A 20,375-nucleotide genomic window follows, 5' to 3' on the forward strand; every position below is an offset into this window, starting at 1 on the left:
GTTCGCGACCACGAGGTCCAGAACCGCGATGTGTTCGAGGATTTCAGTGAACAAGGGAATTACCTAACGTCATTCCACTCGCGCACCTTGGATGCCATAAGCATCTGTCCGCGCGCGAATGGTGGTTTGAATTGCTTGATGTGGCCCGCTTTAATCCAGCTGTAAATCGCGACCTTGGAAACGCCGCACCGAATTGCAGCCTCTTTCACCGTGATGTACTCCACGCCGTTGTGGACGAACGCCTCCGGTGGAAGGCCTTTCAGTGGTGCGGCGTTCCATTCAGGCAGGGTCCTCAGGTCACTCATGCCGCAATGGCAGTGGAGAACTTCGGACGCGGAGCCGACTTGACGAACGGCTCCTTCCCTTCGGTGCGCGGCTTCTGGCGGAAGGCAACCTTCTCGTCACCACACATCGCGACACGGGCCAGGCCCATCGTCATTGCCAGCTCGTTGAGCACGCCCTGGCGAGCGTCGGATACCTCTTCGTACGCGTCCTGCACGGCCCACCAGCGGTCGGCGAGCTCGGACGAGATCTGAACCACCGAGCCGTCGATCAGGGGGTGCATTTCCTTGATCGCGTTGTACGTCGCGGTGTGATCGTCCAGGTTGGGCTCGACGTGGTTCTCGAGGTCGTGCATGAACTGTTCGCCCTCGGAGCGGAGGTATTCGATGTCCTCACGCGTCGGAGTGATCCGATACGTGCGGGCGTCGTTGCCGCCGATGAGAACTCGCAGCAGGCCGCTCTCGATGCCCATCACGTCCATGTACCAAGCCATCTGGCATCGGTACGCGATCGGGATCAGGTCGGTGCCTCGCGGCCCCCACTTGTCGTCGCGGCCTGCGGTCTTGATCTCCAGAAGGTCGATCAGTTCGCCGTTGTTCCAGATCAGGCCGTCCGGGTTGGCGATCTGCCAGGGGCGGTCTTTGTGGTGGAACGTATCTCCAGTGGTCATGTGCAGACCACGCGGGACTACGTACGACTCCATGAACTCCGCGAAGATGATCGGCTCGAGAAGTGTTCCCCACTTCATCGGGTCGGATTCCGCTACGGGGCGCAGCTTTTCGAGCTTGCGGTAATAGCAGGAGAATCGCGATTCGTATTCATTCAGGCCAACAATGGCCGAGATTTCGCTGCCGCCAATTCCTTTGGCGCGAGCGGCGTGCCACTCGTCGGAACCGGACGTAAAGGTTCCGACGAGGACGGCACTGTTATTGACCAGCGGTTCCACGGTCAGGCAGCGGCCAGAGTGCGGATCGTCAGCTGCTGAGAAATGGACAGCTCCAGCAGTTCGTTCAGGTCGTTCACGGAGACCGGCTGGCCAGCGATGGCAGAGACGGTGAGGCCAAGAACGGCGGGGGTGGCCCCACTGAAACGCTCCTCAGCGCCCTCCAGGATGACCTTCTTGTTGATGGAACCTTCGGTGGTGGTGTTGCTCAATGCATCGCTCCTTGTATACTGGACAGGAATCCATTCCTTCCAGAGGGTTCTTGAGGGCCTGACCGGGTTGATCTCCGGTCAGGCCTTCTCTCGTTTCCGAGAGTTGTTCAGCCCTTACGCCTTCTGAACCAGCCGCGCTTGGGCTGTTCAGGGGTAGTTAGCTGTACTGGTGCAGCCGGGAGGCCCTTCTGGGCCAGCTCCAGGCGCTTATCCAGGTCGGCGGCGTAGATCGCCAGCGCGTTGTTCTTGCGTTCGAGGGATTCGATTCGCTGTGCCGCGTCTGGTTCGTCAGAGAAGACGATCACTGCGCCAGCGTCCATCGCCATAGCGAGGCGTTCGCGTGCAGGTTCCAGATTCGAGTCCCCAAGGTCGTCGCGGATCAGTGTCCGCAGATCGGCTGTGAGAGACACCTCACATCCTCCTCAGGCAGTACGTTCGTGCTGCATTAACTATACATCTTACAGCTTTTGACGCAAGTCCGTGCTGGTCTGGGCGGATATAGGGGTATACGGGCAGAAAACCTAGTCAACGGTTTGCCAAGGGTGTCTAAACGATATTCGGGTGTCTAATTGTGAACTTATTGCAACTTTTATCCATCATTCATCGGTAGCGCTTGAAATTAACTGATGTGTGATGCATGCTCTACGCAGCAGCACCGAACTGGACAGGGTTCGGGCAGCAGAAACGAAGGGGGCAATAATGCCGCAAGGAGAAATCGCGCCGGAGCCTTGGCGAAAAGCGATGGAGGACGTGGGAGCCATCAGCCCGCGCACGAAGCAGGCTTCGATGAACGCCCTAGCCGAGATAAGCGGGGTCCACGCCACCACGATCCAACGCATCGTCTACGGCCGAGCGATCGGCCCGCGCGGCGTCGCCAAGGACACCATTGAGAAGCTGGCCGAGGCCCTGAACAAGAAGCCCTCCACGATCGCGAAGTGGGTCGGGCAACAGTGGGCGGCGGACGATCCGTACGTGGCTCCACCGGAGGCCAGCATCCTCGGGCCGCGCCAACGCAAGGCCGTGGACGAGATGATCATGGCCCTGGTTGAACTCCAGAAGCGCGTCCCCGTGAAGGGCGAGGGCAAGGAGGAGGACGATGATGAGCCAGAACTGGCCACCTCCGCGGGATCGCACAAGCGCCGGTAACTTCCGGAGACGCAAAAGAGGGCCTTACTTCCCCCGCGAAGTAAGGCCCTCTTTGCTGTCTGCTGAGCTAGACCACCAGGTTGAGATCCCCCAGATCCTCCAGCCCTTCGGCGCTCTTATCTAGCGCCGCCTGCCGTGCCTTCTTGGCATCCTCCATGAAGAGGTCGAACTCTTCGATCGTGAAGTCAACCAAGCAGCAGGTCCCGATCTCAAAAGTAACGAGGGGCTTCCCCTCGATCTCGTGCCCAAACACTGACACCAACCTCCCGGTGGTGGACAGCGCAGCGCCGCCCGTCTCGAGGCTAGGCAGCGGGGTCACATTCTGATGCGTCACTGGCGGGGTTGTCTCTCTCGTGCGGACCCGGCCGGCTTTGTCTGGCGGGGTCATCCAAGGTGGATAACGGTTAAACAACGTTCAACCGTTAACTGGAAAATAACACATAAAGGCCGGTCGGTATAGATCGGTCAGGTATCTTGTTCGACACCTCAAACCTGTTCGTGCAGCTGCATATTCGGCATGCGAACACCTGTGAATTGTGGTTACAGATACCCCGGCATGACCATCCCGCGCGTATGGCGTAAGAATTATGATTATGGCATCATTTAGGCATGACGCACAACATCACTCCTGAGATCGTACTCGCGGTATCCGACATGTTCGGAAACAGTCCCGTCGTGCAAGAAGCGATCAAGAAGAAGGCCGGTGAGCTGGGCCGATCCCCGCTGGCAGAGTCGATGGACACCCTGGTCAGTGTCTACCGCGCCGGGGTCAGCAACCACCGAGGCGCGGCTGCCATCTCACCCGGCGAAGCGCAGCGAATTGGACTGCTGGCCGTCCTGTCTCATCTTGAGACGGTGGGCTACCGCAAGGGGTCGGCAGCCGAAGTAGGGACTAAAGACCCTAGCGGCCCATGGGATTCATGGACTAAGGTGCCGGATCGCGTTGTCTACCACGGATACTCTGACTTCTCGTCAACCGTGAGCCGCTTCGTCAATCTACATGGAACACGTTACAAGTTCCTCCATCTCAGCAGGCTCGTTCCGTGCGGCCTTCCTGCTATCGACGCGTATGCACCGTTCATGCGGACCAGCGAGCAGCCGGACTTCCTCCGGTGAAGCTCTTCGTCTTGGGCCTGGCGAACACGGTTGTGCATCAACTAGGCCTAGAGAAGACACTGCCTGGCTTCGGAATTCGGGAGCATTACGAGGTCGCCTTGTGGGCCGCGACACTCGATGACCAGGGCGTGTAACGCTCTCGCAGTCCCTGACGATAGAGACTGCTCAATTTGAAAGGGGCTCCCGCTCAGTGGGAAACCTTGCAACACTGCCCGATTGGCTAGTTGTCGGAGCCGAGCTTGTCGTGATCGAACAAACGCGCGGCGAATCTTTGTCCGCAGCGAACGTCAAGGTAGAACGAATTCTCAAGCGGGACATCGTTCTCGACAACGGCGTGAGGTTCAACAGGAACACGTTCTCCACCAGTGGGTGGCGAATCAAGGACGCGTTCGTGAACCGCGATCCTGGACATTGGTCCAGTAGGACTTCGTATCTCACAGCCCCCGACAACCCCGGCGTGGCAGCGGCCCTCCGCGAGGGCCGGATCAAGAAGCGCGAGGAGGCCGTCCGGCGAGCTGGCAACGCGTGGGAGAGGAACCGGCGCGACCCTGAGGTCGTCATGACCCTCGTGCGCGAAGCGGAGGCGCTGCTGGGTGCCCTCCGTGGGTGAGATCTACTGGCTGGCTCCGGGGCCGGACGGCTGGTTCACCATCTACAGCGTGCCGATCCATGGTCCGCGCGTGCCCCTCGTCGTGTTCAATCCGAAGGAGACACTAAGTGACTGATCCCACTGTAACGATCGCGGCCCTTCTGGCGATTCCGCTGCTCGGCGCGGCCCTGGCTGCCGCCGTCATCGACATCAGGAGGGACGGCTGGTGATGCAGTCAAAAGATGCATCGCGTATGCAACATCTCGACCTCGTGATTGGAGCTTGATCGTACCGTGATAAGCCACAGCAAAGACCCACAAGCCGCATTGAAGCAATACATGCAGGATTGGGTCAGCCCATTCAGCTACCCAAGTGAACGGCGTGTAAACCTGGAGCGACAGGTTGCCCTCGCGTTCAAGGACGAGCCGTGGTTCCGCGAGGACACCTTCACCATCCTCTACACGGACCCCATGACGGGGGACAAGATCGGCGTGGACGTGCGATCAGACCAGGGGATGTACACCTCGGTCATCCGGGCGCAGGAGAGCCAGCCGGACGGGTATCTCAACGGCTACCCGGTCCAGTTCAAGACCGTCTGATCGGCAGCAAAAAGCCCCAGTCACATCCCGTGACTGGGGCTTTCGCTTGTCCTCTAGTCTGTCCAGCCCTCCGGCTTCCAGCTTCCTTGCCTACCCTTCTTGAGGTCTGCAATGAAGGCCTTGAGCTTGTCCTGCTGGTCGTCGCTCAACTGATCGACGCTAATGATCCTGGAGGGCGGTTCCGGAGGTAGGCCGTGCCAACTGCGTTCGTCTGCCATTCGATCTTCCCTTCGCCTGGATATGCCGAAAGCCCCAACCACGTTACGTGACTGGGGCTTTCGCCTGTGCGCCAGCAGGGATTCGAACCCCGGACCCGCTGATTAAGAGTCAGCTGCTCTAACCAACTGAGCTACTGGCGCGTTCTCGCTGGAGTCACTAGCTCTCCAACGAGATGAAACATTAGAGGACAGATCCGCCTGAAGGCAAATCCGCAGGTGAGGGTGCCTGCGGCGCGGTCAGCTGACCGCCGAGGATGCCGCGCAGCTGCCTCTCGTAGCCGCTCAGTACCTCCGTGCGGTACACGAAGGTCTCGCTGCACTCGGCGCAGTGGAACTTGTCGCCCTGGTCCCAGCAGTGCAGTTCCGTCTGCATGTCCCACGCCAGCTCGTGGAGCTTGCCGAGGGCGACCGCAACGACGCCCAGCGACTGCTCTTGGTGCTCGACCTTCGCGAGGAGTGCGTTGATCAGGCGAGCCTCGGGGTGGACCTCATGCAGCGCCGCTTCCAGCGCCTCCTGCTCGGTCACGCCTGCTCCGCGAGGACGCGGCGCACGTCGGCGAACGACTGCGGGGCGGTGGCCTTGCCATCCTCCCAGACCGTCTTCAGGAAGCTGCCATCTTCGACAATCTTCGGTGCCTTCTCGAGCAACACGAACTCGCCGTTCTCGTCCCGCAGGACCGCGAGTCGACCCGTCGCCGACTTCTTCGTGCCGTCGTCAGTGATGGGGTCCTTCAGGAGGTTCCGGCCTTCGCCGTCGACCTTGGCCCACGTCGCCTTGACGGCCGACGCGAAAGTATCGCGAGTGACATGCTGGTACGTGAACGAGCCGACACCGAAGACGACGTTCGTGGACGCGAAGCCCTGGAACTCCAGCTCCTCGAGGATGTCGGTCATCTTGTCGTACGTGATCGCATCGCCGTAGATGATCCCGATGTGCGGATCGATTTCCTTGTAGCCCTTGCTGTTCACCGTTCCGCCGAACAGCTCCCAGATGAGCTGGACCAGGCCCTTCGCCTCAGGGGTGTTGTCGTCCGCGTCCCAATCGCCGCACAGGATGTAGAACGGATTGCCAGAGTCCGGTCGGATGACGACCTTGCCATCACGGGCCATGATCCGATCCTTCAACGCCGGAAGGATCTTCAGCGCCACGTCCCACAGATTCCAGGTGTCTCCGACGATCGCGACCGGGCCGTCCTCGTGGACATCCAGGATGTGTTCGAACGTGGCCAGCTCGTTCTCGCGTCCGCCAGCACACATGACCGAGTGCTCGGTGGCCGGGATGGACGCGCCGATCAGGCCGTTGTCGCCGGGGTAGTAGCGCTCCACGAACAGGATCGCAGGCAGGGTGTCCGTGCCTGTGAAACTCAGGAGGTGACCCGCGCCGGCCGATTCGGCAGCCTCAACGCTGGTCTGCCCACGGAAGCTGAAATCGTGCGCCTGGAAGTTCACGGCTTCCGGCGAGTCCGACGTGCAAGCCGCGAACGTGTCCAGCTGCCTGCGGTAGCGGTGGGCGATCGTCGCCACCGTCGAGCGGTGCCAGTACGAAGCCGAGATGACCGTCTCGACGTAGCCGACGAGCCAGAAGAACTCGGGGATGGTCTCTTCCATCGTGAACGTCGGGACGCGAACCGGCACGAGGGTTCCCTCGGGAAGGGCCTTGATCCGCAGCGGGAGGTACTTCAGCCGGTGCAGTGCGCGGATGTGCTCGGCGGACGGAGCCTGCTTGCCGAGGTACGAGGCGATGACGCGCTGGAACTCCGCGACCACCACGTCCTCGTCGGCGGCGAAGAACTGCTCCCATTCGTCCACGAGGTACTTCTGGAGCGCGGCCTGGAGTCCGAAGTGGACCACACGGTCGACGCCTTGTAGTCGCGATCCACGGTTCGTCCAGTTGGAGTATACGGATTCCGTTCCCACGGGGTACAGCTCACGGTGGGCCTGCTTGTAGCCGTCAGCGTTCATGAGCGGGGCGATGGGCGACGCGATGGTCACAGGGAGATCTCCTTGGTGAGGTAAGGCAGAACGGGAACGATCCAGGCACCGACATCTTCATTGCGATGTCCTGGATGTGAATCGGTGGTGAAGATGTGGTCGAAGCGCTTCTGGAGAAGGTGTCCGTACCGACCGGAGAACACGCCGTGGCTGACCCAGAGGACGAGCTGTTCCGGGTCCAGCGCGGCGGCGTTCGCGAGGCCGATGAAGGTCCGACCGCCGTCGCAGATGTCGTCCACGATGAGGAACCGACCGCCACGGTCCGGGATGTACTCGCACTCGAAGTCGGTCAGCTCGCCCGTCCGGGAGTTGCGCTTCTTACTGCCGGTATAGACGGGCAGGTTGAGCGCGGCAGCCACCTTCGCGGCCCGGTTCCGCGCGCCCGCGTCTGGCGCAATGATGCCGTCCAGCGCCAGGGCGTGTCCCGAAAGGCCCTTCAGGACAGCCTCGGTCGAGTCCACGACGGTCAGGTTGTTGATCAGACCCGGCATGACCGGCGAGTGAGGATCGAACGTGATCACCTGGTCTGCACTCATCGCGTTGATCAGCCGCGCGTAGACCTGTGCCCCGAACGGCTTTCCACGGTCCTGACGCGCTCCTGGAAGGTACGGGATGATCGCGGCGACCCTGAACCCTCGCTGGCGCTGCAAATCGATCCACATGGCCGCTGAGATGTAGTCGTTGGCATCGGTACCGCGGATTACGACGTACAGCGGAGTCTCGTCGTCGTACGGATGGTCCGTGATGTGCTGCTCGCCAGCCGGGAAGCGGAGTGGCAGGTCGGAGCTGGGCAATACCCGGCCACCGACCTGCGCGTAGAAATCGATCACTGCTTCACGTATTCGGTGATGGTGACGACCTTCTCGACAGGCTTGACCGGCACGGGAATGTCGTCGTAGTAGGCATCCTCCTGGCGCTCAGTGAGGCCTTCGTGGTAGGTCCAGCGGTACAGCTGACCGGACGGCCCGCGCGTGATCAGCGTGATGACCTGCTCCCACCGAAGGGTGTCACCTTCGTGGCGGTCGATCGTCTCGAAGCCGTCCCAGTCGTAATCCTCCCGGCACAGCTCTTTGTAGTCCTCCTGGAGAATGTCGTACAGTTCCTGCTGCTCTTGGGTCAGGTTGGGCATGTCTATCCTTCGAAGATTCGTGTGTCGATCCCGGCTTCTTTGGCGAGGCGAATGCAGTTGCGAGTGCCGCGCGAACCGGGGGTGGGGAATGCCAGGCATCGGTCTGGCTTTGTTTGGATCAGCTCCGCATTGCGATCCGGTCCATAGACTCGACCGTTGCTGTCAATGAGGGCAGGGATGCCGAGGGTTGGGAGGTACTTCGACCGCCAGATCCCTTCGCCGATGATGTCCGCGCCGCCGAGGTGGCATGCCCCATGAACGAGGAGCGCGCGCGGATGTCGACCGAGTTCGTCCCATATGGCGAACAGCTCACGGGAGATCTTGTCGCGGTCGGTCCAGTTGCGGGAGCCGGTGAGCAGAACGACTGGAGCCCTCACATCAACCTTCCGATCCGGCGCGTGATCTCCGGAGTGAGGCCGAGATCTCTCTCGGCGGCAGAGGCGACAGCTTCGGCGAGCGAGACCAGATCGCGAGCGAAGAGCGGGTGGCCCTCCTGCTCGTCAATCATCCCGTCGCCCCACGCGCTGACGTACTCGATGACGCGACGCGCGGCCTTGATCGGATTGGGGAGGTCGGGCGTGAATTCGTCAATTCCGTCCGGCTGGTCGGGCTTGAAGAAGTCGATAGGCTCGTCATCGATTTCGAACTTCAGGTCCGCGATGGGGATCATCAGGGAGTGGCCTTTCCGGCCTTGACGCATTCGTTGCAGTAGATCTCGATGTCCACCATGTCGATGTCGAAGTGCTCCACATCAACGTCGCCGATATAGGGCATCTCCCGGCGATTGCAGGTGCGGCAGTAGACGAGCAGGTAGTGGTTGCTCACTTCCGGTGATCCCCAAACCGGGCGACGACCATGTTGCCGACCGCGCGTCCGGCCACATCCACCGCGCGCTCGACCTCCTGGGCGAAGAAGAGCGGGTTGCCCGTCCGCGCCGAGGACAGGCCGACCGTCTGGACGACCTCGGTGTTGTTTATCTTGACGTGGACGGTGACGAAGTTGTCGGACATCAGAACTCCGGTAGCTCGAAGGTGGGCACGCGCTCTTTCAGGCGTGTCAGGCGGGCAATGATCTCGTCGGCGGTGAAGCGGTCGTAGAGGCCGTCCAGGCTCGGGGGCGTCTTGCCGCGCACATACGTCCGAGTCGGCATGGTCAGCGGGATGCGGTCTTCGAACTGCTCCAGCATGATCACGGTCTCGGGCTTCACCATCCGAATGGTATGGAGCTGGTTGTACTTCATCAGGTAGGTCTCGCCAGGCTTGTACGCGACCCGGCTGGTTTCGCGCAGCATGGACTCCGCGAACCACTCGAATCCGTTCCCGCCGTTCAGCGGCGTCCGGTACTTGAACACCTCGTAACGGAGCGCCGGCTCACCGTTGTAGGCAGCCTTGATGGACCGCTCAAACAGGACGTTCTCCACCTCACCCGCAATGCAAGTGGTGGCGAAGTCGTACCTGTGATCGTGTGGATTGACCACCTCAGGCAGGCTGGAAACATCGCCGTCGAAGAAGTACAGCTTCTGCGTGTACCGATCCGAACGCTTCAGGCAGATGTAGTCGAAGCCCTTCGTGTGGAAGTTCTTGTAGGAGTTCTCCAGCACGGCGTCGATGTCCAGCTGCGGCCCGCGCTTCAGGGAGACCTTCTGCTGCTTCTTCAGGGACACGGCGCGAACCTTCTCCACGCGGCGGCGCATCACCATGCCGAGGGCTGCCAGGTGCTCGTAGCCCTCAATGCGGTAGTCGGTGTACCAGTTCGCTTCCTGCTTCGTCGGGAAGAACTCGGCGTTGGATAGCACGGCATCGGTCGGCAGGTGCCGCCGCTGCGCCTTCCAGGTGCCGTCGAACTCCAGGGTGACGAGCCACTTGCAGTCCGCGTCCCAGATCTGCGCGTTCGTGATGACCTTGGGTGGGTCGATCTGGACCGGCGCGATGCCAGCCGCCTTCCGCGCGCGCCACTTCGCCTCGTACTCGTTGTGCGCCTGCTGGCAGTCGTCGCACACCGGGGTGCTGTGACGGCGGTGCCGCTGGTATCCGGCGTCGGTGCCGCAGGAGGCGACGGGTCGGGTGCGGGTCGCGGTGGTCATGACATCCTTCCGGGGGTTTCTGGTCGAACTCCGTGTACACGGGCCATGTGCGCTTGGTGCTGCAAGATCGCGGACTGCTTCTCCATCTCGGCGATCTGTGCCCGAGTCACCAACTTCTCCCGCTCGAGGAGGAGCGCTGTCTCAGTCGGCATCATGGTCTGGATCTCATCCGCGACCTGCTGGGCGGTGTCCTCGTAGCTCCATGACTGCTTCACCTGATAGAGGTGATGGAAAACGATCTTTGCCAGTGGTGTCAGGTCGCGGTAGGTGGTCAACGCAGGAAGCATCCGCGATGCGGGTCCACGTGCCGGTCGCCGTAGCACTGGTTCTCCATCGGCGTACCGGCCTTGGAGTTGAACTTGCCAGCGAGCCAGTCGGCCCACCGCTTGACCTGTCGGGCGTCCTCTAGGGCGTCGTGCTCACCCTTACGCTGCTTCGGGAGCGCCGGATTCTTCAGCCGGTGGACCTCCTGCCGAAGGTCGTTGGTCCACTGCGGGATGAAGGCGGGGAACTGGGCCATCTTCCCGAACATCTGAGCCAGGACCACGTGGTCGTACGCACCAAACCATGCCCACAGCTCTGGATCGCCGACGTAACCGATCGACTGAACCTCGCCAGGGACCGGCTGGTACGGGTACAGGAAGTCGTAGACCTCCTTGCGGATCGTGTCCTTCAGCTGCCACTCAGGTTCCCCAAGGGTGGGCAGGAGCGGGATGACGTGCTCCATGACCCACTGGTTCTTGTTGATGCGCTCCCAGTCGGCGTCCTCAACGACTCGGTACAGCTCGCGGCCATCTTCGGCGACGATGGCGATGCTGATCAGCTCAATGCTGGTGCCGTCCTCATCGAATTCGGTGTCGTAGTAGTAGCGCATGCTCAAACCTTCCCTTGTGATGCAAACTTCATGAATCTTACATCATTTGAGACGAAAGGAAACCCTGCGGGGCGGTCAGGTCACGCCCTTCCGGAAAGCCAGAAGATGAAGAACATGCCAACGGCGGTCAGGATGCAGGGGAGGACGACGTTCACGAAGCCGTCCAGCCACTCGATCTCGACGCCCACTACCCCATGCATCCTTGGCGTCGCAGCTTCGTTCCCTCGGGCACGTCGATGAAGATGGCCGGATCTTCAGGTCGGTCTGGCCGGTCCCCGAAGTGGAACGGCCACGGCGCGTGACCGTCATTCTCCAGCGCGGTGACACTCAGCTCCCAGCCGCGCCACCCAAACTTGGCGAAGATGCCCAGCGACCCGCCTGGGCCGACAAGACTTCCATGGAACTCGTTAGCCTCATCGACATAGAACTCGTCTTCGATGTAGCCCTCGAGTTCAACGAGGTCGTCGGAGGCTCCGTAGATAATTAGCTCAGGCAATTTGTTCTCCGTTCATGAGGTCAGCAGTAGTCCGAGATGATGCGCCACTCGCCGGTATTGACATCGCGAGCCACGTAGTCGCCGAACTTGGCATGCACCAGCGCGGCGTCCGTGTTGACCACCAGGCCGTCGCCGGACCCGCGCTTCACGGACAGTCCGCCGTTGTCGTAGATCCACTGCTGGACCTGTTTGACGTTCTCAGGCATGAGCCTGACGAGCTGAGCGTCCATCAGCCGATCGTCCACATCACGGCCATGAGGAGACCGAGCACGACGTAGCCGATGACGCCGACGACTGCGATGCCGCCGATCCACGCGAGGACGGTGACCATCAGGCCTCGCTCGTGAATCGGATGTTGAAGTCGCGGACATCTTCGCCGGTCTGCACGGAGATGAGTTCGAACGCTGCGGTGTAGGCCTCGCCGCGCGACTTGGCCTGGGTCAGCGCACCCAACTCGGGGACCTCTACGTAGATCCAGCCGTCTGCGTCGGGGAGGGTGAGGCTCACGTCATAGGTCTTCATCGGTTCTTGTTCCATTCCAGGATTTCGTTGAATCCTTCATCGATTTTTTCGAGTCGCTTCTGGTCGCACGCGGGGCACCAGTACGGACCCCAGAGCGTTCCGGCTTCCGCGCCACAGTCGACGCACTTCCGGCCGGACGGTTCCTGGCAGGTGTGGCCCGCAGGCCCCTGGCAGTGAGGGTGAGCCATCAGAAGATTCCTTTGAGTAGCCGGACGATAACTAGCACGCCTGCGACGTACAGGACGAAGAGGATGAGAGCGATCACTCCGAGGGTGATCAGGACGGTGCTCATCCGCCCACCAGGGACACGACCCACAGCACGAGCAGGGCGACGGTCATCGTGGCGGCGAAGGCGAAGAAGAAGTAGTTCACAGGCTCGTTCCAATCGTTCGGAAACGTCCTCGGTTGAGGTCGTCGCGGAGCTGCTGGCGAAACTCCAGCTCGGCTTCGGCTTCGATCTCGGCCTGGCGGCGCTCGTCATCGATCAGGTCCCAGCCGACGACGTTGTTGTCCTCGTCGCGGTAGGTGACGAACGTTGTCGGCATGATCTGGTACAGGCCGAGCTGGGCCGCGTAGGCGTCGGTCATCCTTCCTCGTCGCGGAGATCGCTGGCGGCGCTGATGCCGTCCCAGTTGTCGACGCCGGCTGCCTCGAGGCACGCGAGCCAGTCCTCGTCTTCGAGGAGATCGGCGTACCGCTCGTTCGTGAGGATGACGACGCCGGACTTGTGGAGGGCTTCGAGGATGTCGTCAGCGTTGCCGGTGCCGCTTGTTCCGCCACTTCGCTGGGTCTCGTTGATCACCGCTCGGGCGTGTTCTTTGACGTTCATGAGGCCAATAGTACACATGATTCATAATTCTTACATCATTTGTGCAGGTCACACGCTTTCGAGACACGCCGAAGCGCCCAATCTTCTTGAGATCGGGTCTGAGCCGGGGGGCGTTTTTCAAATCTTTTTCAAAAAGGCCTCAAAAAAACCATGCAGGACCGTGCATGTGAGCTGGTCAGAAGTGGTTTTTGAAAGAAGCTCAGGGGAGTCTCACTAGTGATTAAGAGTCACTTGCTCTACCAACTGAGCTATAGGCGCTCGCTCTTGCGAGACAGAACATTAGCGGGTCGCTTCTCGGGAATGCAAATCGCCTGGTCGCGACTCCTCGTGACGACCCCATCCGCAGGGGGTGCGTAACAAGAGCGCCGCTGGTCACGATTGATATTCGAACGTTATTGAGCGGCCCGGCGCTTGGTTGGAACCGGTCTCCAGTGGCTGGCATCATTGGAGACCACACGGTCTCGACGTGCCGATTCGTTTTGCGAAGGCGAGGGACGTGCCGGCTTGAACGTGAATTCGGAGCGAGGACGTGAAGTGGGGTTATCCATGGGTGTGGGGCGTGGCGGGCGCATGCGGGCGCAATCGGTGGGATCCGTCTCGAAGACGGCGACGATTGTGGCGGCATCACTCGTATTCGCATTGTCGATCGCAGGGTGCACCGTCTCCGGTGCCGACAGCGTCACGGAAGGTGAGGCGCCGATCGATTCCAATCCGGTCACCGAACTCATCAAGCCGAAGCTGACGGCGTCGGCAGTCGATGGTGCAGTGGGATTCTCGCCGGGACAGCCGGTGACGGTGACAGTGGCCGACGGCACGCTGGCGAAGGTCACCATGCTCAACCCGGAGGGTGAACCGGTCGACGGCGCCGTCGCCCCCGACGGGTTGTCCTGGGTCAACACGGAGCCGCTGGGCTACGACAAGGAGTACCGGCTCGAGGTGAAGGCGAACGGGCTCGGTGGCGGCACCGTCTCGACGTCCGAATTCACCACCAGCGCGCCCGGAAACGTCACCAAGCCGTACGTCATGCCGTCCGAGGGCGACGTGGTGGGCATCGGTCAGCCGATCGCCGTCCAGTTCGACGAGAACATCCCCGACCGCAAGTCGGCGGAGTCGGCGATCACGGTCACGACCAATCCGCCCGTCGAGGGCGCGTTCTACTGGGTGAACAACCGCGAGGTGCGGTGGCGTCCGCAGAACTACTGGGCACCCGGCACCGCCGTGGACGTCAAGGTCGCCGTGTACGGACGTGATCTCGGTGACGGACTGTTCGGCCAGGAGGACGTCCACACGGCCTTCACCATCGGCGACGCCGTGATCGCGACGGCGGACGACAACACCAAACAGGTGACGTTCGAGCGCAACGGCGAAGTGATCATGACGATGCCCACGTCGATGGGTAAGGACGACACACCCACCGACAACGGCGTCTACATCATCGGCGACCGGTTCGCGAACCTTGTCATGGACTCGTCCACGTACGGTGTGCCCGTCAACTCCCCGCAGGGATACAAGACTCCCGTCGACTGGGCCACACGAATGTCGTACAGCGGCATCTTCTTCCACTCGGCGCCGTGGTCGGTGGGGCAGCAGGGCTACTCGAACGCGAGCCACGGCTGCCTGAACCTCAGCCCGTCCAACGCGAAGTGGGTGTACGACAACACGAAGCGCGGCGACATCGTCGTCGTCAAGAACACGCTGGGCGGCACCCTGTCGGGCACGGACGGCCTCGGGGACTGGAACATCCCGTGGGATGTCTGGAAGGCCGGCAACGCCAACGCCTGAGCGGGCGTCAGACCAATCGCAAAGAGGAAAGCCCCCGGCCGAGGCCGGGGGCTTTCCGTGTGGGGTGAGTGACGGGACTCGAACCCGCGACACCCAGGATCACAACCTGGTGCTCTACCAGCTGAACTACACCCACCATTGCGCTTCTGTCACCGCCCGGGGGCAGTAACTTCGGCGAGGAAGATATTAGCGCGTTCGATGCGCAAAACGCCAATCGGTATCTCAGGCGGGTCCGAGTTCCTCGACGACTGCGGCGATGTCGCTGGTAGACGGCCCTGGTTCGGCCGCGAACGCCGTCTTCCGGTAATACTTCAACTCCCGGATCGACTCCTTGATGTCGGCCAGGGCGCGGTGGGCGAGACCTTTTTCGGGCTGACCGAAGTAGATCCGCGGGTACCACCGGCGGCACAGTTCCTTGATGGAGCTGACGTCGATCATGCGGTAGTGCAGGTAGGTGTCGAGGTCCGGCATGTCGCGGGCGATGAACCCACGGTCGGTGGCGATCGAGTTGCCGGCGAGCGGCGCCGTCCCGGCGACCGGCACGTGCTCGCGAATGTAGGCGAGCACCTGCTGCTCGGCCTCGGCGAGTGTGACCGTGGACTTCCGGACCTCGTCGGTCAGTCCCGAGTTCTCGTGCATCTTGGTCACCACGTCGGGCATGGCCGCGAGCGCGTCGTCGTCGGCGTGGATGACGATGTCGACACCCTCACCGAGCACGTTCAGCTCGCTGTCCGTGACCAGAGCTGCGATCTCGATCAGCTTGTCGGTGCCGAGGCGGAGCCCGGTCATTTCACAATCGATCCACACAAGTTTGTCCTGCACCCGGAACACAGTAGTCAAGTGGGTGACGGGATATGGTTTGCGGTGGACACTTTCTCCCGACGTGCGTGATCCGAGGAGGGCTTCGATGACCCAGCAATCGCAGGACGGCGGCGCGACCTCGACTCCGGCGGAAAGGGCAGCGGCGGCGCGGGCGGCAGCCGCCGAAGCGGCCAGGGTCGCGGCGGAGGCCGCAGCCGCTGCGGAGGCGGCGGAGAAGGAAGCCCGGGACGCGGAGGCTGAGGAGAATCGCGCTCCTGCAGGTGCCGCGGCCCCCTCCGGTGCCGCCGCGGACATCGCGGCCGGATACGCGTCGGAGGGTGCGGCTCTGGAGCTGGGGACCGTGGTTCTGGGCGGCGCCGTGGATCGGACGGCCCGGGTGCGTATCCCTCTCGCGACGATCAACCGGCACGGACTCGTCGCCGGCGCCACCGGGACGGGAAAGACGAAGACGCTGCAGGGTATTGCCGAGCAGTTGTCGGCTGCAGGGGTTCCCGTGGTGATGGCCGACGTGAAGGGCGACCTGTCGGGTCTGTCACAGCCGGGCGAGGCCACCGGCAAGATCACCGCCCGGGCGGCCGAGACCGGCGACGACCAGTGGCGGCCCGCGGGATCCCCCGTCGAATTCCTCTCGCTGGGAACGGAAGGCCTGGGTATCCCCGTCCGCGCGACCATCACCGCGTTCGGGCCGATCCTGCTCGCCAAGGTGCTCGGGCTCAACGAGACTCAGGAGTCCACGCTGGGGCTGATCTTCCACTGGGCCGACGTCCAGGGGCTCGCGCTGCTCGATCTGAAGGATCTGCGATCGGTCATCGCGCACCTCACCAGCGACGAGGGCAAGGCCGATCTGAAGGGCATCGGCGGCGTATCCCCGGCCACGGCCGGTGTGATCCTCAGGGCCCTCGTCAATCTCGAAGCCGACGGCGGCGACACGTTCTTCGGGGAACCCGAACTCGAGACCGAGGATCTGCTCCGGGTGATCGACGGCACGGGTGTGATCACGTTGTTCGAGTTGGGTGCCCAGGCCCCGCGCCCGGCACTGTTCTCCACCTTCCTGATGTGGGTGCTGGCGGATCTGTTCCAGACCCTGCCCGAGGAAGGCGATCTCGACAAACCCAAGCTCGTCTTCATCTTCGACGAGGCACACCTGCTGTTCGCGGACGCGTCGAAAGCGTTCCTGCAGCAGGTGGAACAGACCGTGAAGCTCATCCGCTCCAAGGGCGTGGGGGTGTTCTTCTGCACACAGTTGCCGACGGACGTCCCGAACGCGGTGCTGTCGCAACTCGGTGCCCGAATCCAGCACGCGCTGCGCGCATTCACGCCCGACGACCAGAAGGCGCTGACCAAAACGGTACGGACGTACCCGACCACCGGAAACTACGACCTCGAGAAGGCCCTCACGTCATTGGGCATCGGCGAGGCGATCGTGACGGTCCTGTCGGAACGGGGCGCGCCGACACCGGTGGCATGGACGAGGATTCGGCCTCCCCGTTCGCTGATGGACACCATCGGCAACGACGCGATCACGGCTGCGGCGTCGTCGAGCCCGCTGTATGCGAAGTACGGGCAGACCGTCGACCGGGAGTCGGCGTACGAGAAGCTGACGGCCAAGGTCGCCGGGGCGCCGGCCGCGGGCCCGGGCCTCGACCTGCCCCCGCTGCCCGACTTGCCGCCGCCGGCGCCCACACAGCCGGAGGAGCCGAACATGGCCGAGCAGATCCTCGGGAACTCCGCGGTGAAGAGCTTCCTCCGCTCGGCCGCGTCGGCCGCAGGCCGCGAGATCTCCCGCAGCATCTTCGGCACGGGGCGACGACGCAAGCGCTAGAAACGCTGGGCGAATGTACCTTTCAGCGCCTCGGCAGCGGTGAACGGTACATTCACCCGACGGTCAACTGCCCAGCTTCTTGTAGAACGTCCCGACGATCGGTGCGACCACCGCGCGCGGGCTGTACTGCCCGGCAACGGACATCGCCTTGCTGATGATGCCGGGCACGACGCGCATCTTGTTGTCGGCCAGGCCGTCGAGCGACACCTTGGCGGTGTATTCGCTGGAGATCCACAGGAAGTCGGGCACCAGCCTGTCCACGATCGACGCATCCGCCGGATCGGGCTCCTCGGTGCGCACCGGGCCGGGGGCCAGCAGGGTGACGTTCACTCCCGTCCCCTTGAGTTCGCCGCGCAGCGATTCGGAGAACGTGTTGACGAACGCCTTGCTGGCGGCGTAGGTGGCGTTGTGCGGGATGGGCATGTTGCCCGCCGCCGAGCCGACCATGAGGATCGCCCCGGACCCGCGTTCGATCATCCCGGGCAGCACCGCGAGGGTGAGGTCGTGCACCGCAACGGCGTTGAGTTCCACCTGGGCCCGCTCGTACGCGGGGTCGAGTCCGGCGACGGGCCCGAACGTGGCGATACCCGCGTTGTTGCACAGGACGCTGACCTCACGGCCCGCCAGTTCGGTGACGAGTGCGGCCCGCGCGTCCCGATCGGACAGGTCGCACGCGCGCACGTCGACCTCGACGCCGTACTGGTCGCGAAGGGTCCCGGCGAGTGACTCCATCACCTCGCCGCGGCGCGCGACGAGGATCAGGGAGTGGCCCCGGGAGGCCAGATCGGCGGCCAGCGCCTCGCCGATTCCGGACGAGGCGCCGGTCACGACGGCGCGGGCACTGGGGGTGGGGTTCGGCAAGCTCACGGTCAGCAGCGTAGTGCGTCAGATGCGGGCCGCGAGCCGGGTGCCCTGCTCGATGGCGCGCTTGGCGTCGAGTTCGGCGGCGACGTCCGCGCCCCCGATGACGTGGGTGGTGACGCCGGCGACGGTCAGGTCGTCGACGAGGTCACGCACCGATTCCTGGCCCGCGCAGATCACGACGTTGTCGACGGCGAGGGTGCGGGGCTTCTCCCGCTTGGCGCCGAACGTGATGTGCAGGCCGTCGTCGTCGATGCGCTCGTAGTTGACCCCGGACAGTTCCTGGACGCCCTTGCTCTTCAGCGCCGCCCGGTGGACCCAGCCGGTGGTCTTCGCGAGTCCCGCGCCGATCCGGCCGCTCTTGCGTTGCAGCAGGTACACCTCACGCGGCGACGGTTCGGGAATGGGTGTGGTGAGCGCGCCCGCCGCGGCCTCGGGTTCGGTGACACCCCACTCCTGCTTCCATTCCTTCAGATCGAGAGTCGGGGAGTGCTCGTGGGTGAGGAACTCACTGACGTCGACGCCGATCCCGCCGGCCCCGATCACCGCGACCGACCGTCCGACGGGCTTGCCGCCCCGGACGACCTCCGGATACGTGAGCACCTTCGGATGGTCGATCCCCGGAATCGACGGGACGCGGGGCGTCACACCGGTCGCGACGATCACCTCGTCGTACGTGCCGACCAGCTCGGCCGCGGTGACGCGGGTGTCGAGCCGGACGTCGACATCGGCGAGCGGCAGCTGGCGGGTGTAGTACCGAATGGTCTCCGCGAACTCCTCCTTGCCGGGAATCTTGCGGGCGATGCCGAACTGGCCGCCGATCTCCGAATCCGCCTCGAACAGGGTCACCGAGTGGCCGCGCTGGGCCAGACCGAGCGCCGCGGACAGTCCCGCGGGGCCTGCGCCGACGACGGCGACCCGCTTCGCGGTCCGGGTGGGGGAGAGTGTCAGTTCCGTCTCCCTGCCTGCCCGCGGATTCAGCAGGCACGACACGTGCTTGCGGACGAAGGCGTGGTCGAGGCACGCCTGGTTGCACGCGATGCACGTGTTGATCTCGTCGGGGGTGCCCGCCTCCGCCTTCCGCACCCAGTCGGGGTCGGCGAGCATCGGGCGTGCCATCGAGATCAGCTGTGCGTCACCGCGGGTCAGGATCTCCTCGGCGACCTCGGGCATGTTGATCCGGTTCGACGCGGCCACGGGGATCGTCACGTGCTTCTCGAGTTTGCCGGTGATGTCGGCGAACGCGGCCCGCGGTACCGACGTCACGATCGTGGGGACACGCGATTCGTGCCAGCCGATGTCGGTGTTGATGATGGTTGCGCCCGCCGCCTCCACTTCCTGTGCCAGCGCGACGATCTCGTCCCAGGTCTGACCGCCTTCCACGAGGTCGGCCATCGACAGGCGGAAGATGATGATGAAGTCCGGGCCGACCGCCTTGCGCGTGCGGCGGACGATCTCGACGGCCATCCGGCGGCGGTTCTCGGGAGTCCCACCCCACTCGTCGGTGCGCTTGTTGGTGCGCTCGCACAGGAACTGGTTGACGAAGTAGCCTTCACCGCCCATGATCTCGACGCCGTCGTAATTCGCCTGCTGCGCGAGCCGTGCGCAGCGAACGAAGTTGCGGATCTGCCAGCGGACGCCGCGGCCCGTGAGTTTGCGGGGCTGGAACGGGTTGATCGGGGCCTTGATCGACGAGGCGGAGACACTGAACGGTTGGTAGCTGTACCGGCCGGCGTGCAGGATCTGCAGGGCGATTTTGCCGCCTTCGTCGTGCACCGCCGTCGTGATCGCGCGGTGCCTGCGGGCCTCGACACGGTTGGTGAGCTTCGCGCCGAACGGCAACAGCCAGCCCGTCCGGTTGGGCGCGTAACCGCCGGTGACGATCAGCGCGACCCCTCCGCGGGCGCGCTCGGCGAAGTACTCCGCCAGCCGGGGGACGTCCTTGGCGCGGTCCTCGAGTCCGGTGTGGATGGAGCCCATGATCACCCGGTTCTTCAGCGTCGTGAAGCCGAGGTCGAGAGGGGCGAGCAGCTGGGGAAACTGTGTCATTGGCGGCGT

At 63.3% G+C, this 20,375-nt stretch carries 30 protein-coding genes and 2 tRNA genes; 7 read left to right on the forward strand and 25 right to left on the reverse strand.

Annotated elements, in window-relative coordinates; all coding sequences use genetic code 11:
* Window positions 1-59: 59 nt before the first annotated feature.
* The 4 genes from CJ179_RS52340 to CJ179_RS38845 form a co-directional block, all read right to left on the reverse strand.
* Entirely contained in the window at window positions 60-305 is a 246-nt protein-coding gene (locus CJ179_RS52340) for a helix-turn-helix domain-containing protein (RefSeq protein WP_095865060.1), read from the reverse strand.
* Entirely contained in the window at window positions 302-1,228 is a 927-nt protein-coding gene (locus CJ179_RS38835) for a YqaJ viral recombinase family protein (protein ID WP_179377843.1), read from the reverse strand. The genes CJ179_RS52340 and CJ179_RS38835 overlap by 4 nt, the downstream gene beginning before the upstream one ends.
* Before the next feature lie 2 nt (window positions 1,229-1,230).
* Window positions 1,231-1,437, reverse strand: coding sequence for a hypothetical protein (locus CJ179_RS38840; RefSeq protein ID WP_095865062.1), 207 nt, complete (start codon window positions 1,435-1,437; stop codon window positions 1,231-1,233).
* A gap of 107 nt (window positions 1,438-1,544) precedes the next feature.
* Window positions 1,545-1,847, reverse strand: a complete 303-nt coding sequence (locus CJ179_RS38845) for a hypothetical protein (protein WP_095865063.1) — start codon at window positions 1,845-1,847, stop codon at window positions 1,545-1,547.
* A 289-nt stretch (window positions 1,848-2,136) separates the two neighbouring features.
* Between CJ179_RS38845 and CJ179_RS38850 the strand changes: the two genes are divergently transcribed.
* Window positions 2,137-2,583 carry a helix-turn-helix transcriptional regulator gene (locus tag CJ179_RS38850; RefSeq protein ID WP_179377844.1) on the forward strand — a complete coding sequence of 149 codons (447 nt, stop codon included), beginning with the start codon at window positions 2,137-2,139 and terminating at the stop codon, window positions 2,581-2,583.
* A 67-nt stretch (window positions 2,584-2,650) separates the two neighbouring features.
* On the opposite strand, the gene CJ179_RS38855 is transcribed toward CJ179_RS38850, so the two are convergent.
* Window positions 2,651-2,971, reverse strand: coding sequence for a hypothetical protein (locus CJ179_RS38855; RefSeq protein WP_143549025.1), 321 nt, complete (start codon window positions 2,969-2,971; stop codon window positions 2,651-2,653).
* A 221-nt stretch (window positions 2,972-3,192) separates the two neighbouring features.
* On the opposite strand from CJ179_RS38855, the gene CJ179_RS38860 reads away from it, so the two are divergent.
* The 4 genes from CJ179_RS38860 to CJ179_RS38870 all read left to right on the forward strand — a co-directional run bounded on the left by CJ179_RS38860 (window position 3,193) and on the right by CJ179_RS38870 (window position 4,887).
* Window positions 3,193-3,699 carry a hypothetical protein gene (locus CJ179_RS38860; RefSeq protein WP_095865066.1) on the forward strand — a complete coding sequence of 169 codons (507 nt, stop codon included), beginning with the start codon at window positions 3,193-3,195 and terminating at the stop codon, window positions 3,697-3,699.
* Between the two features lie 244 nt (window positions 3,700-3,943).
* Window positions 3,944-4,309 (forward strand): hypothetical protein, encoded by a 366-nt coding sequence (locus tag CJ179_RS38865; RefSeq protein WP_095865067.1) that lies wholly within the window; start codon window positions 3,944-3,946, stop codon window positions 4,307-4,309.
* Window positions 4,302-4,424, forward strand: coding sequence for a hypothetical protein (locus tag CJ179_RS53415; RefSeq protein WP_257016015.1), 123 nt, complete (start codon window positions 4,302-4,304; stop codon window positions 4,422-4,424). Before CJ179_RS38865 ends, CJ179_RS53415 begins: the two co-directional genes overlap by 8 nt.
* A gap of 157 nt (window positions 4,425-4,581) precedes the next feature.
* On the forward strand, window positions 4,582-4,887 hold the full coding sequence (locus CJ179_RS38870) for a hypothetical protein (RefSeq protein WP_143549026.1): 306 nt from the start codon (window positions 4,582-4,584) through the stop codon (window positions 4,885-4,887).
* A 285-nt stretch (window positions 4,888-5,172) separates the two neighbouring features.
* Here the strand turns inward: CJ179_RS38870 and CJ179_RS38875 are convergent.
* From CJ179_RS38875 to CJ179_RS38950, 16 genes are all read right to left on the reverse strand, one after another.
* Window positions 5,173-5,246: transfer RNA gene (locus CJ179_RS38875), tRNA-Lys, on the reverse strand.
* Between the two features lie 40 nt (window positions 5,247-5,286).
* The gene (locus CJ179_RS38880; RefSeq protein WP_095865069.1) at window positions 5,287-5,631 is read right to left on the reverse strand and encodes a hypothetical protein; all 345 of its coding nucleotides are present in this window, start codon (window positions 5,629-5,631) and stop codon (window positions 5,287-5,289) included.
* Window positions 5,628-7,097: a nicotinate phosphoribosyltransferase gene (locus CJ179_RS38885; RefSeq protein ID WP_257016016.1), complete on the reverse strand. Its 1,470-nt coding sequence runs from the start codon at window positions 7,095-7,097 to the stop codon at window positions 5,628-5,630. The genes CJ179_RS38880 and CJ179_RS38885 overlap by 4 nt, the downstream gene beginning before the upstream one ends.
* Window positions 7,094-7,927, reverse strand: coding sequence for a ribose-phosphate pyrophosphokinase (locus tag CJ179_RS38890; protein ID WP_095865070.1), 834 nt, complete (start codon window positions 7,925-7,927; stop codon window positions 7,094-7,096). The genes CJ179_RS38885 and CJ179_RS38890 overlap by 4 nt, the downstream gene beginning before the upstream one ends.
* The gene (locus CJ179_RS38895; RefSeq protein ID WP_095865071.1) at window positions 7,924-8,226 is read right to left on the reverse strand and encodes a hypothetical protein; all 303 of its coding nucleotides are present in this window, start codon (window positions 8,224-8,226) and stop codon (window positions 7,924-7,926) included. Before CJ179_RS38895 ends, CJ179_RS38890 begins: the two co-directional genes overlap by 4 nt.
* 373 nt (window positions 8,227-8,599) lie before the next feature.
* Entirely contained in the window at window positions 8,600-8,896 is a 297-nt protein-coding gene (locus CJ179_RS38905; RefSeq protein ID WP_095865073.1) for a hypothetical protein, read from the reverse strand.
* Window positions 8,896-9,051, reverse strand: coding sequence for a hypothetical protein (locus tag CJ179_RS51805; protein WP_179377846.1), 156 nt, complete (start codon window positions 9,049-9,051; stop codon window positions 8,896-8,898). Before CJ179_RS51805 ends, CJ179_RS38905 begins: the two co-directional genes overlap by 1 nt.
* On the reverse strand, window positions 9,048-9,236 hold the full coding sequence (locus CJ179_RS38910) for a hypothetical protein (RefSeq protein ID WP_095865074.1): 189 nt from the start codon (window positions 9,234-9,236) through the stop codon (window positions 9,048-9,050). Before CJ179_RS38910 ends, CJ179_RS51805 begins: the two co-directional genes overlap by 4 nt.
* Window positions 9,236-10,309 (reverse strand): hypothetical protein, encoded by a 1,074-nt coding sequence (locus CJ179_RS38915; RefSeq protein ID WP_095865075.1) that lies wholly within the window; start codon window positions 10,307-10,309, stop codon window positions 9,236-9,238. Before CJ179_RS38915 ends, CJ179_RS38910 begins: the two co-directional genes overlap by 1 nt.
* On the reverse strand, window positions 10,306-10,584 hold the full coding sequence (locus CJ179_RS38920; protein ID WP_143549027.1) for a hypothetical protein: 279 nt from the start codon (window positions 10,582-10,584) through the stop codon (window positions 10,306-10,308). Before CJ179_RS38920 ends, CJ179_RS38915 begins: the two co-directional genes overlap by 4 nt.
* On the reverse strand, window positions 10,581-11,183 hold the full coding sequence (locus tag CJ179_RS38925; protein ID WP_095865077.1) for a 3'-5' exoribonuclease domain-containing protein: 603 nt from the start codon (window positions 11,181-11,183) through the stop codon (window positions 10,581-10,583). Before CJ179_RS38925 ends, CJ179_RS38920 begins: the two co-directional genes overlap by 4 nt.
* Window positions 11,184-11,370: 187 nt before the next feature.
* Window positions 11,371-11,679 carry a hypothetical protein gene (locus CJ179_RS38930; RefSeq protein ID WP_095865078.1) on the reverse strand — a complete coding sequence of 103 codons (309 nt, stop codon included), beginning with the start codon at window positions 11,677-11,679 and terminating at the stop codon, window positions 11,371-11,373.
* A 20-nt stretch (window positions 11,680-11,699) separates the two neighbouring features.
* Window positions 11,700-11,909, reverse strand: coding sequence for a hypothetical protein (locus tag CJ179_RS38935; protein ID WP_095865079.1), 210 nt, complete (start codon window positions 11,907-11,909; stop codon window positions 11,700-11,702).
* A 100-nt stretch (window positions 11,910-12,009) separates the two neighbouring features.
* Window positions 12,010-12,201: a hypothetical protein gene (locus tag CJ179_RS38940; protein ID WP_143549028.1), complete on the reverse strand. Its 192-nt coding sequence runs from the start codon at window positions 12,199-12,201 to the stop codon at window positions 12,010-12,012.
* Between the two features lie 368 nt (window positions 12,202-12,569).
* A complete protein-coding gene (locus CJ179_RS38945) occupies window positions 12,570-12,788 on the reverse strand; it encodes a hypothetical protein (protein ID WP_095865081.1) in 219 nt (72 codons plus the stop codon).
* On the reverse strand, window positions 12,785-13,030 hold the full coding sequence (locus tag CJ179_RS38950) for a hypothetical protein (protein ID WP_095865082.1): 246 nt from the start codon (window positions 13,028-13,030) through the stop codon (window positions 12,785-12,787). The genes CJ179_RS38945 and CJ179_RS38950 overlap by 4 nt, the downstream gene beginning before the upstream one ends.
* A 546-nt stretch (window positions 13,031-13,576) precedes the next feature.
* Here CJ179_RS38950 and CJ179_RS38955 point away from each other — a divergent pair.
* Window positions 13,577-14,812, forward strand: coding sequence for an Ig-like domain-containing protein (locus CJ179_RS38955; RefSeq protein WP_095865083.1), 1,236 nt, complete (start codon window positions 13,577-13,579; stop codon window positions 14,810-14,812).
* Window positions 14,813-14,872: 60 nt separating this feature from the next.
* On the opposite strand, the gene CJ179_RS38960 is transcribed toward CJ179_RS38955, so the two are convergent.
* Window positions 14,873-14,948, reverse strand: a tRNA-His gene (locus CJ179_RS38960).
* Between the two features lie 86 nt (window positions 14,949-15,034).
* On the reverse strand, window positions 15,035-15,634 hold the full coding sequence (orn, locus tag CJ179_RS38965) for an oligoribonuclease (protein WP_072947105.1): 600 nt from the start codon (window positions 15,632-15,634) through the stop codon (window positions 15,035-15,037).
* 85 nt (window positions 15,635-15,719) lie between these two features.
* Between orn and CJ179_RS38970 the strand changes: the two genes are divergently transcribed.
* Entirely contained in the window at window positions 15,720-17,456 is a 1,737-nt protein-coding gene (locus CJ179_RS38970; RefSeq protein ID WP_095865084.1) for a helicase HerA-like domain-containing protein, read from the forward strand.
* 63 nt (window positions 17,457-17,519) lie between these two features.
* Here the strand turns inward: CJ179_RS38970 and cmrA are convergent, their stop codons facing one another.
* A complete protein-coding gene (gene cmrA, locus CJ179_RS38975) occupies window positions 17,520-18,323 on the reverse strand; it encodes a mycolate reductase (protein WP_095865085.1) in 804 nt (267 codons plus the stop codon).
* Window positions 18,324-18,341: 18 nt separating this feature from the next.
* Window positions 18,342-20,366, reverse strand: a complete 2,025-nt coding sequence (locus CJ179_RS38980) for an NADPH-dependent 2,4-dienoyl-CoA reductase (RefSeq protein ID WP_095865086.1) — start codon at window positions 20,364-20,366, stop codon at window positions 18,342-18,344.
* Between the last annotated feature and the right edge of the window lie 9 nt (window positions 20,367-20,375).

The organism is Rhodococcus sp. ACS1, from assembly GCF_002300155.1.
GTDB classification, from domain to species: Bacteria; Actinomycetota; Actinomycetes; order Mycobacteriales; family Mycobacteriaceae; genus Rhodococcus_F; species Rhodococcus_F koreensis.

Excerpts from the sequence above, each read along its gene's own strand:
- CJ179_RS38940 (WP_143549028.1), bottom strand. The coding sequence starts at position 12,201 with ATGAAGACCTATGACGTGAGCCTCACCCTCCCCGACGCAGACGGCTGG.
- CJ179_RS38860 (WP_095865066.1), top strand. The coding sequence starts at position 3,193 with ATGACGCACAACATCACTCCTGAGATCGTACTCGCGGTATCCGACATG.
- CJ179_RS38910 (WP_095865074.1), bottom strand. The coding sequence starts at position 9,236 with ATGTCCGACAACTTCGTCACCGTCCACGTCAAGATAAACAACACCGAG.
- CJ179_RS38980 (WP_095865086.1), bottom strand. The coding sequence starts at position 20,366 with ATGACACAGTTTCCCCAGCTGCTCGCCCCTCTCGACCTCGGCTTCACG.
- CJ179_RS38915 (WP_095865075.1), bottom strand. The coding sequence starts at position 10,309 with ATGACCACCGCGACCCGCACCCGACCCGTCGCCTCCTGCGGCACCGAC.
- CJ179_RS38855 (WP_143549025.1), bottom strand. The coding sequence starts at position 2,971 with ATGACCCCGCCAGACAAAGCCGGCCGGGTCCGCACGAGAGAGACAACC.
- CJ179_RS38895 (WP_095865071.1), bottom strand. The coding sequence starts at position 8,226 with ATGCCCAACCTGACCCAAGAGCAGCAGGAACTGTACGACATTCTCCAG.
- CJ179_RS38905 (WP_095865073.1), bottom strand. The coding sequence starts at position 8,896 with ATGATCCCCATCGCGGACCTGAAGTTCGAAATCGATGACGAGCCTATC.
- CJ179_RS38850 (WP_179377844.1), top strand. The coding sequence starts at position 2,137 with ATGCCGCAAGGAGAAATCGCGCCGGAGCCTTGGCGAAAAGCGATGGAG.
- CJ179_RS38945 (WP_095865081.1), bottom strand. The coding sequence starts at position 12,788 with ATGACCGACGCCTACGCGGCCCAGCTCGGCCTGTACCAGATCATGCCG.
- CJ179_RS38950 (WP_095865082.1), bottom strand. The coding sequence starts at position 13,030 with ATGAACGTCAAAGAACACGCCCGAGCGGTGATCAACGAGACCCAGCGA.
- CJ179_RS38955 (WP_095865083.1), top strand. The coding sequence starts at position 13,577 with ATGGGTGTGGGGCGTGGCGGGCGCATGCGGGCGCAATCGGTGGGATCC.
- CJ179_RS38925 (WP_095865077.1), bottom strand. The coding sequence starts at position 11,183 with ATGCGCTACTACTACGACACCGAATTCGATGAGGACGGCACCAGCATT.
- CJ179_RS52340 (WP_095865060.1), bottom strand. The coding sequence starts at position 305 with ATGAGTGACCTGAGGACCCTGCCTGAATGGAACGCCGCACCACTGAAA.
- CJ179_RS38935 (WP_095865079.1), bottom strand. The coding sequence starts at position 11,909 with ATGGACGCTCAGCTCGTCAGGCTCATGCCTGAGAACGTCAAACAGGTC.
- CJ179_RS38970 (WP_095865084.1), top strand. The coding sequence starts at position 15,720 with ATGACCCAGCAATCGCAGGACGGCGGCGCGACCTCGACTCCGGCGGAA.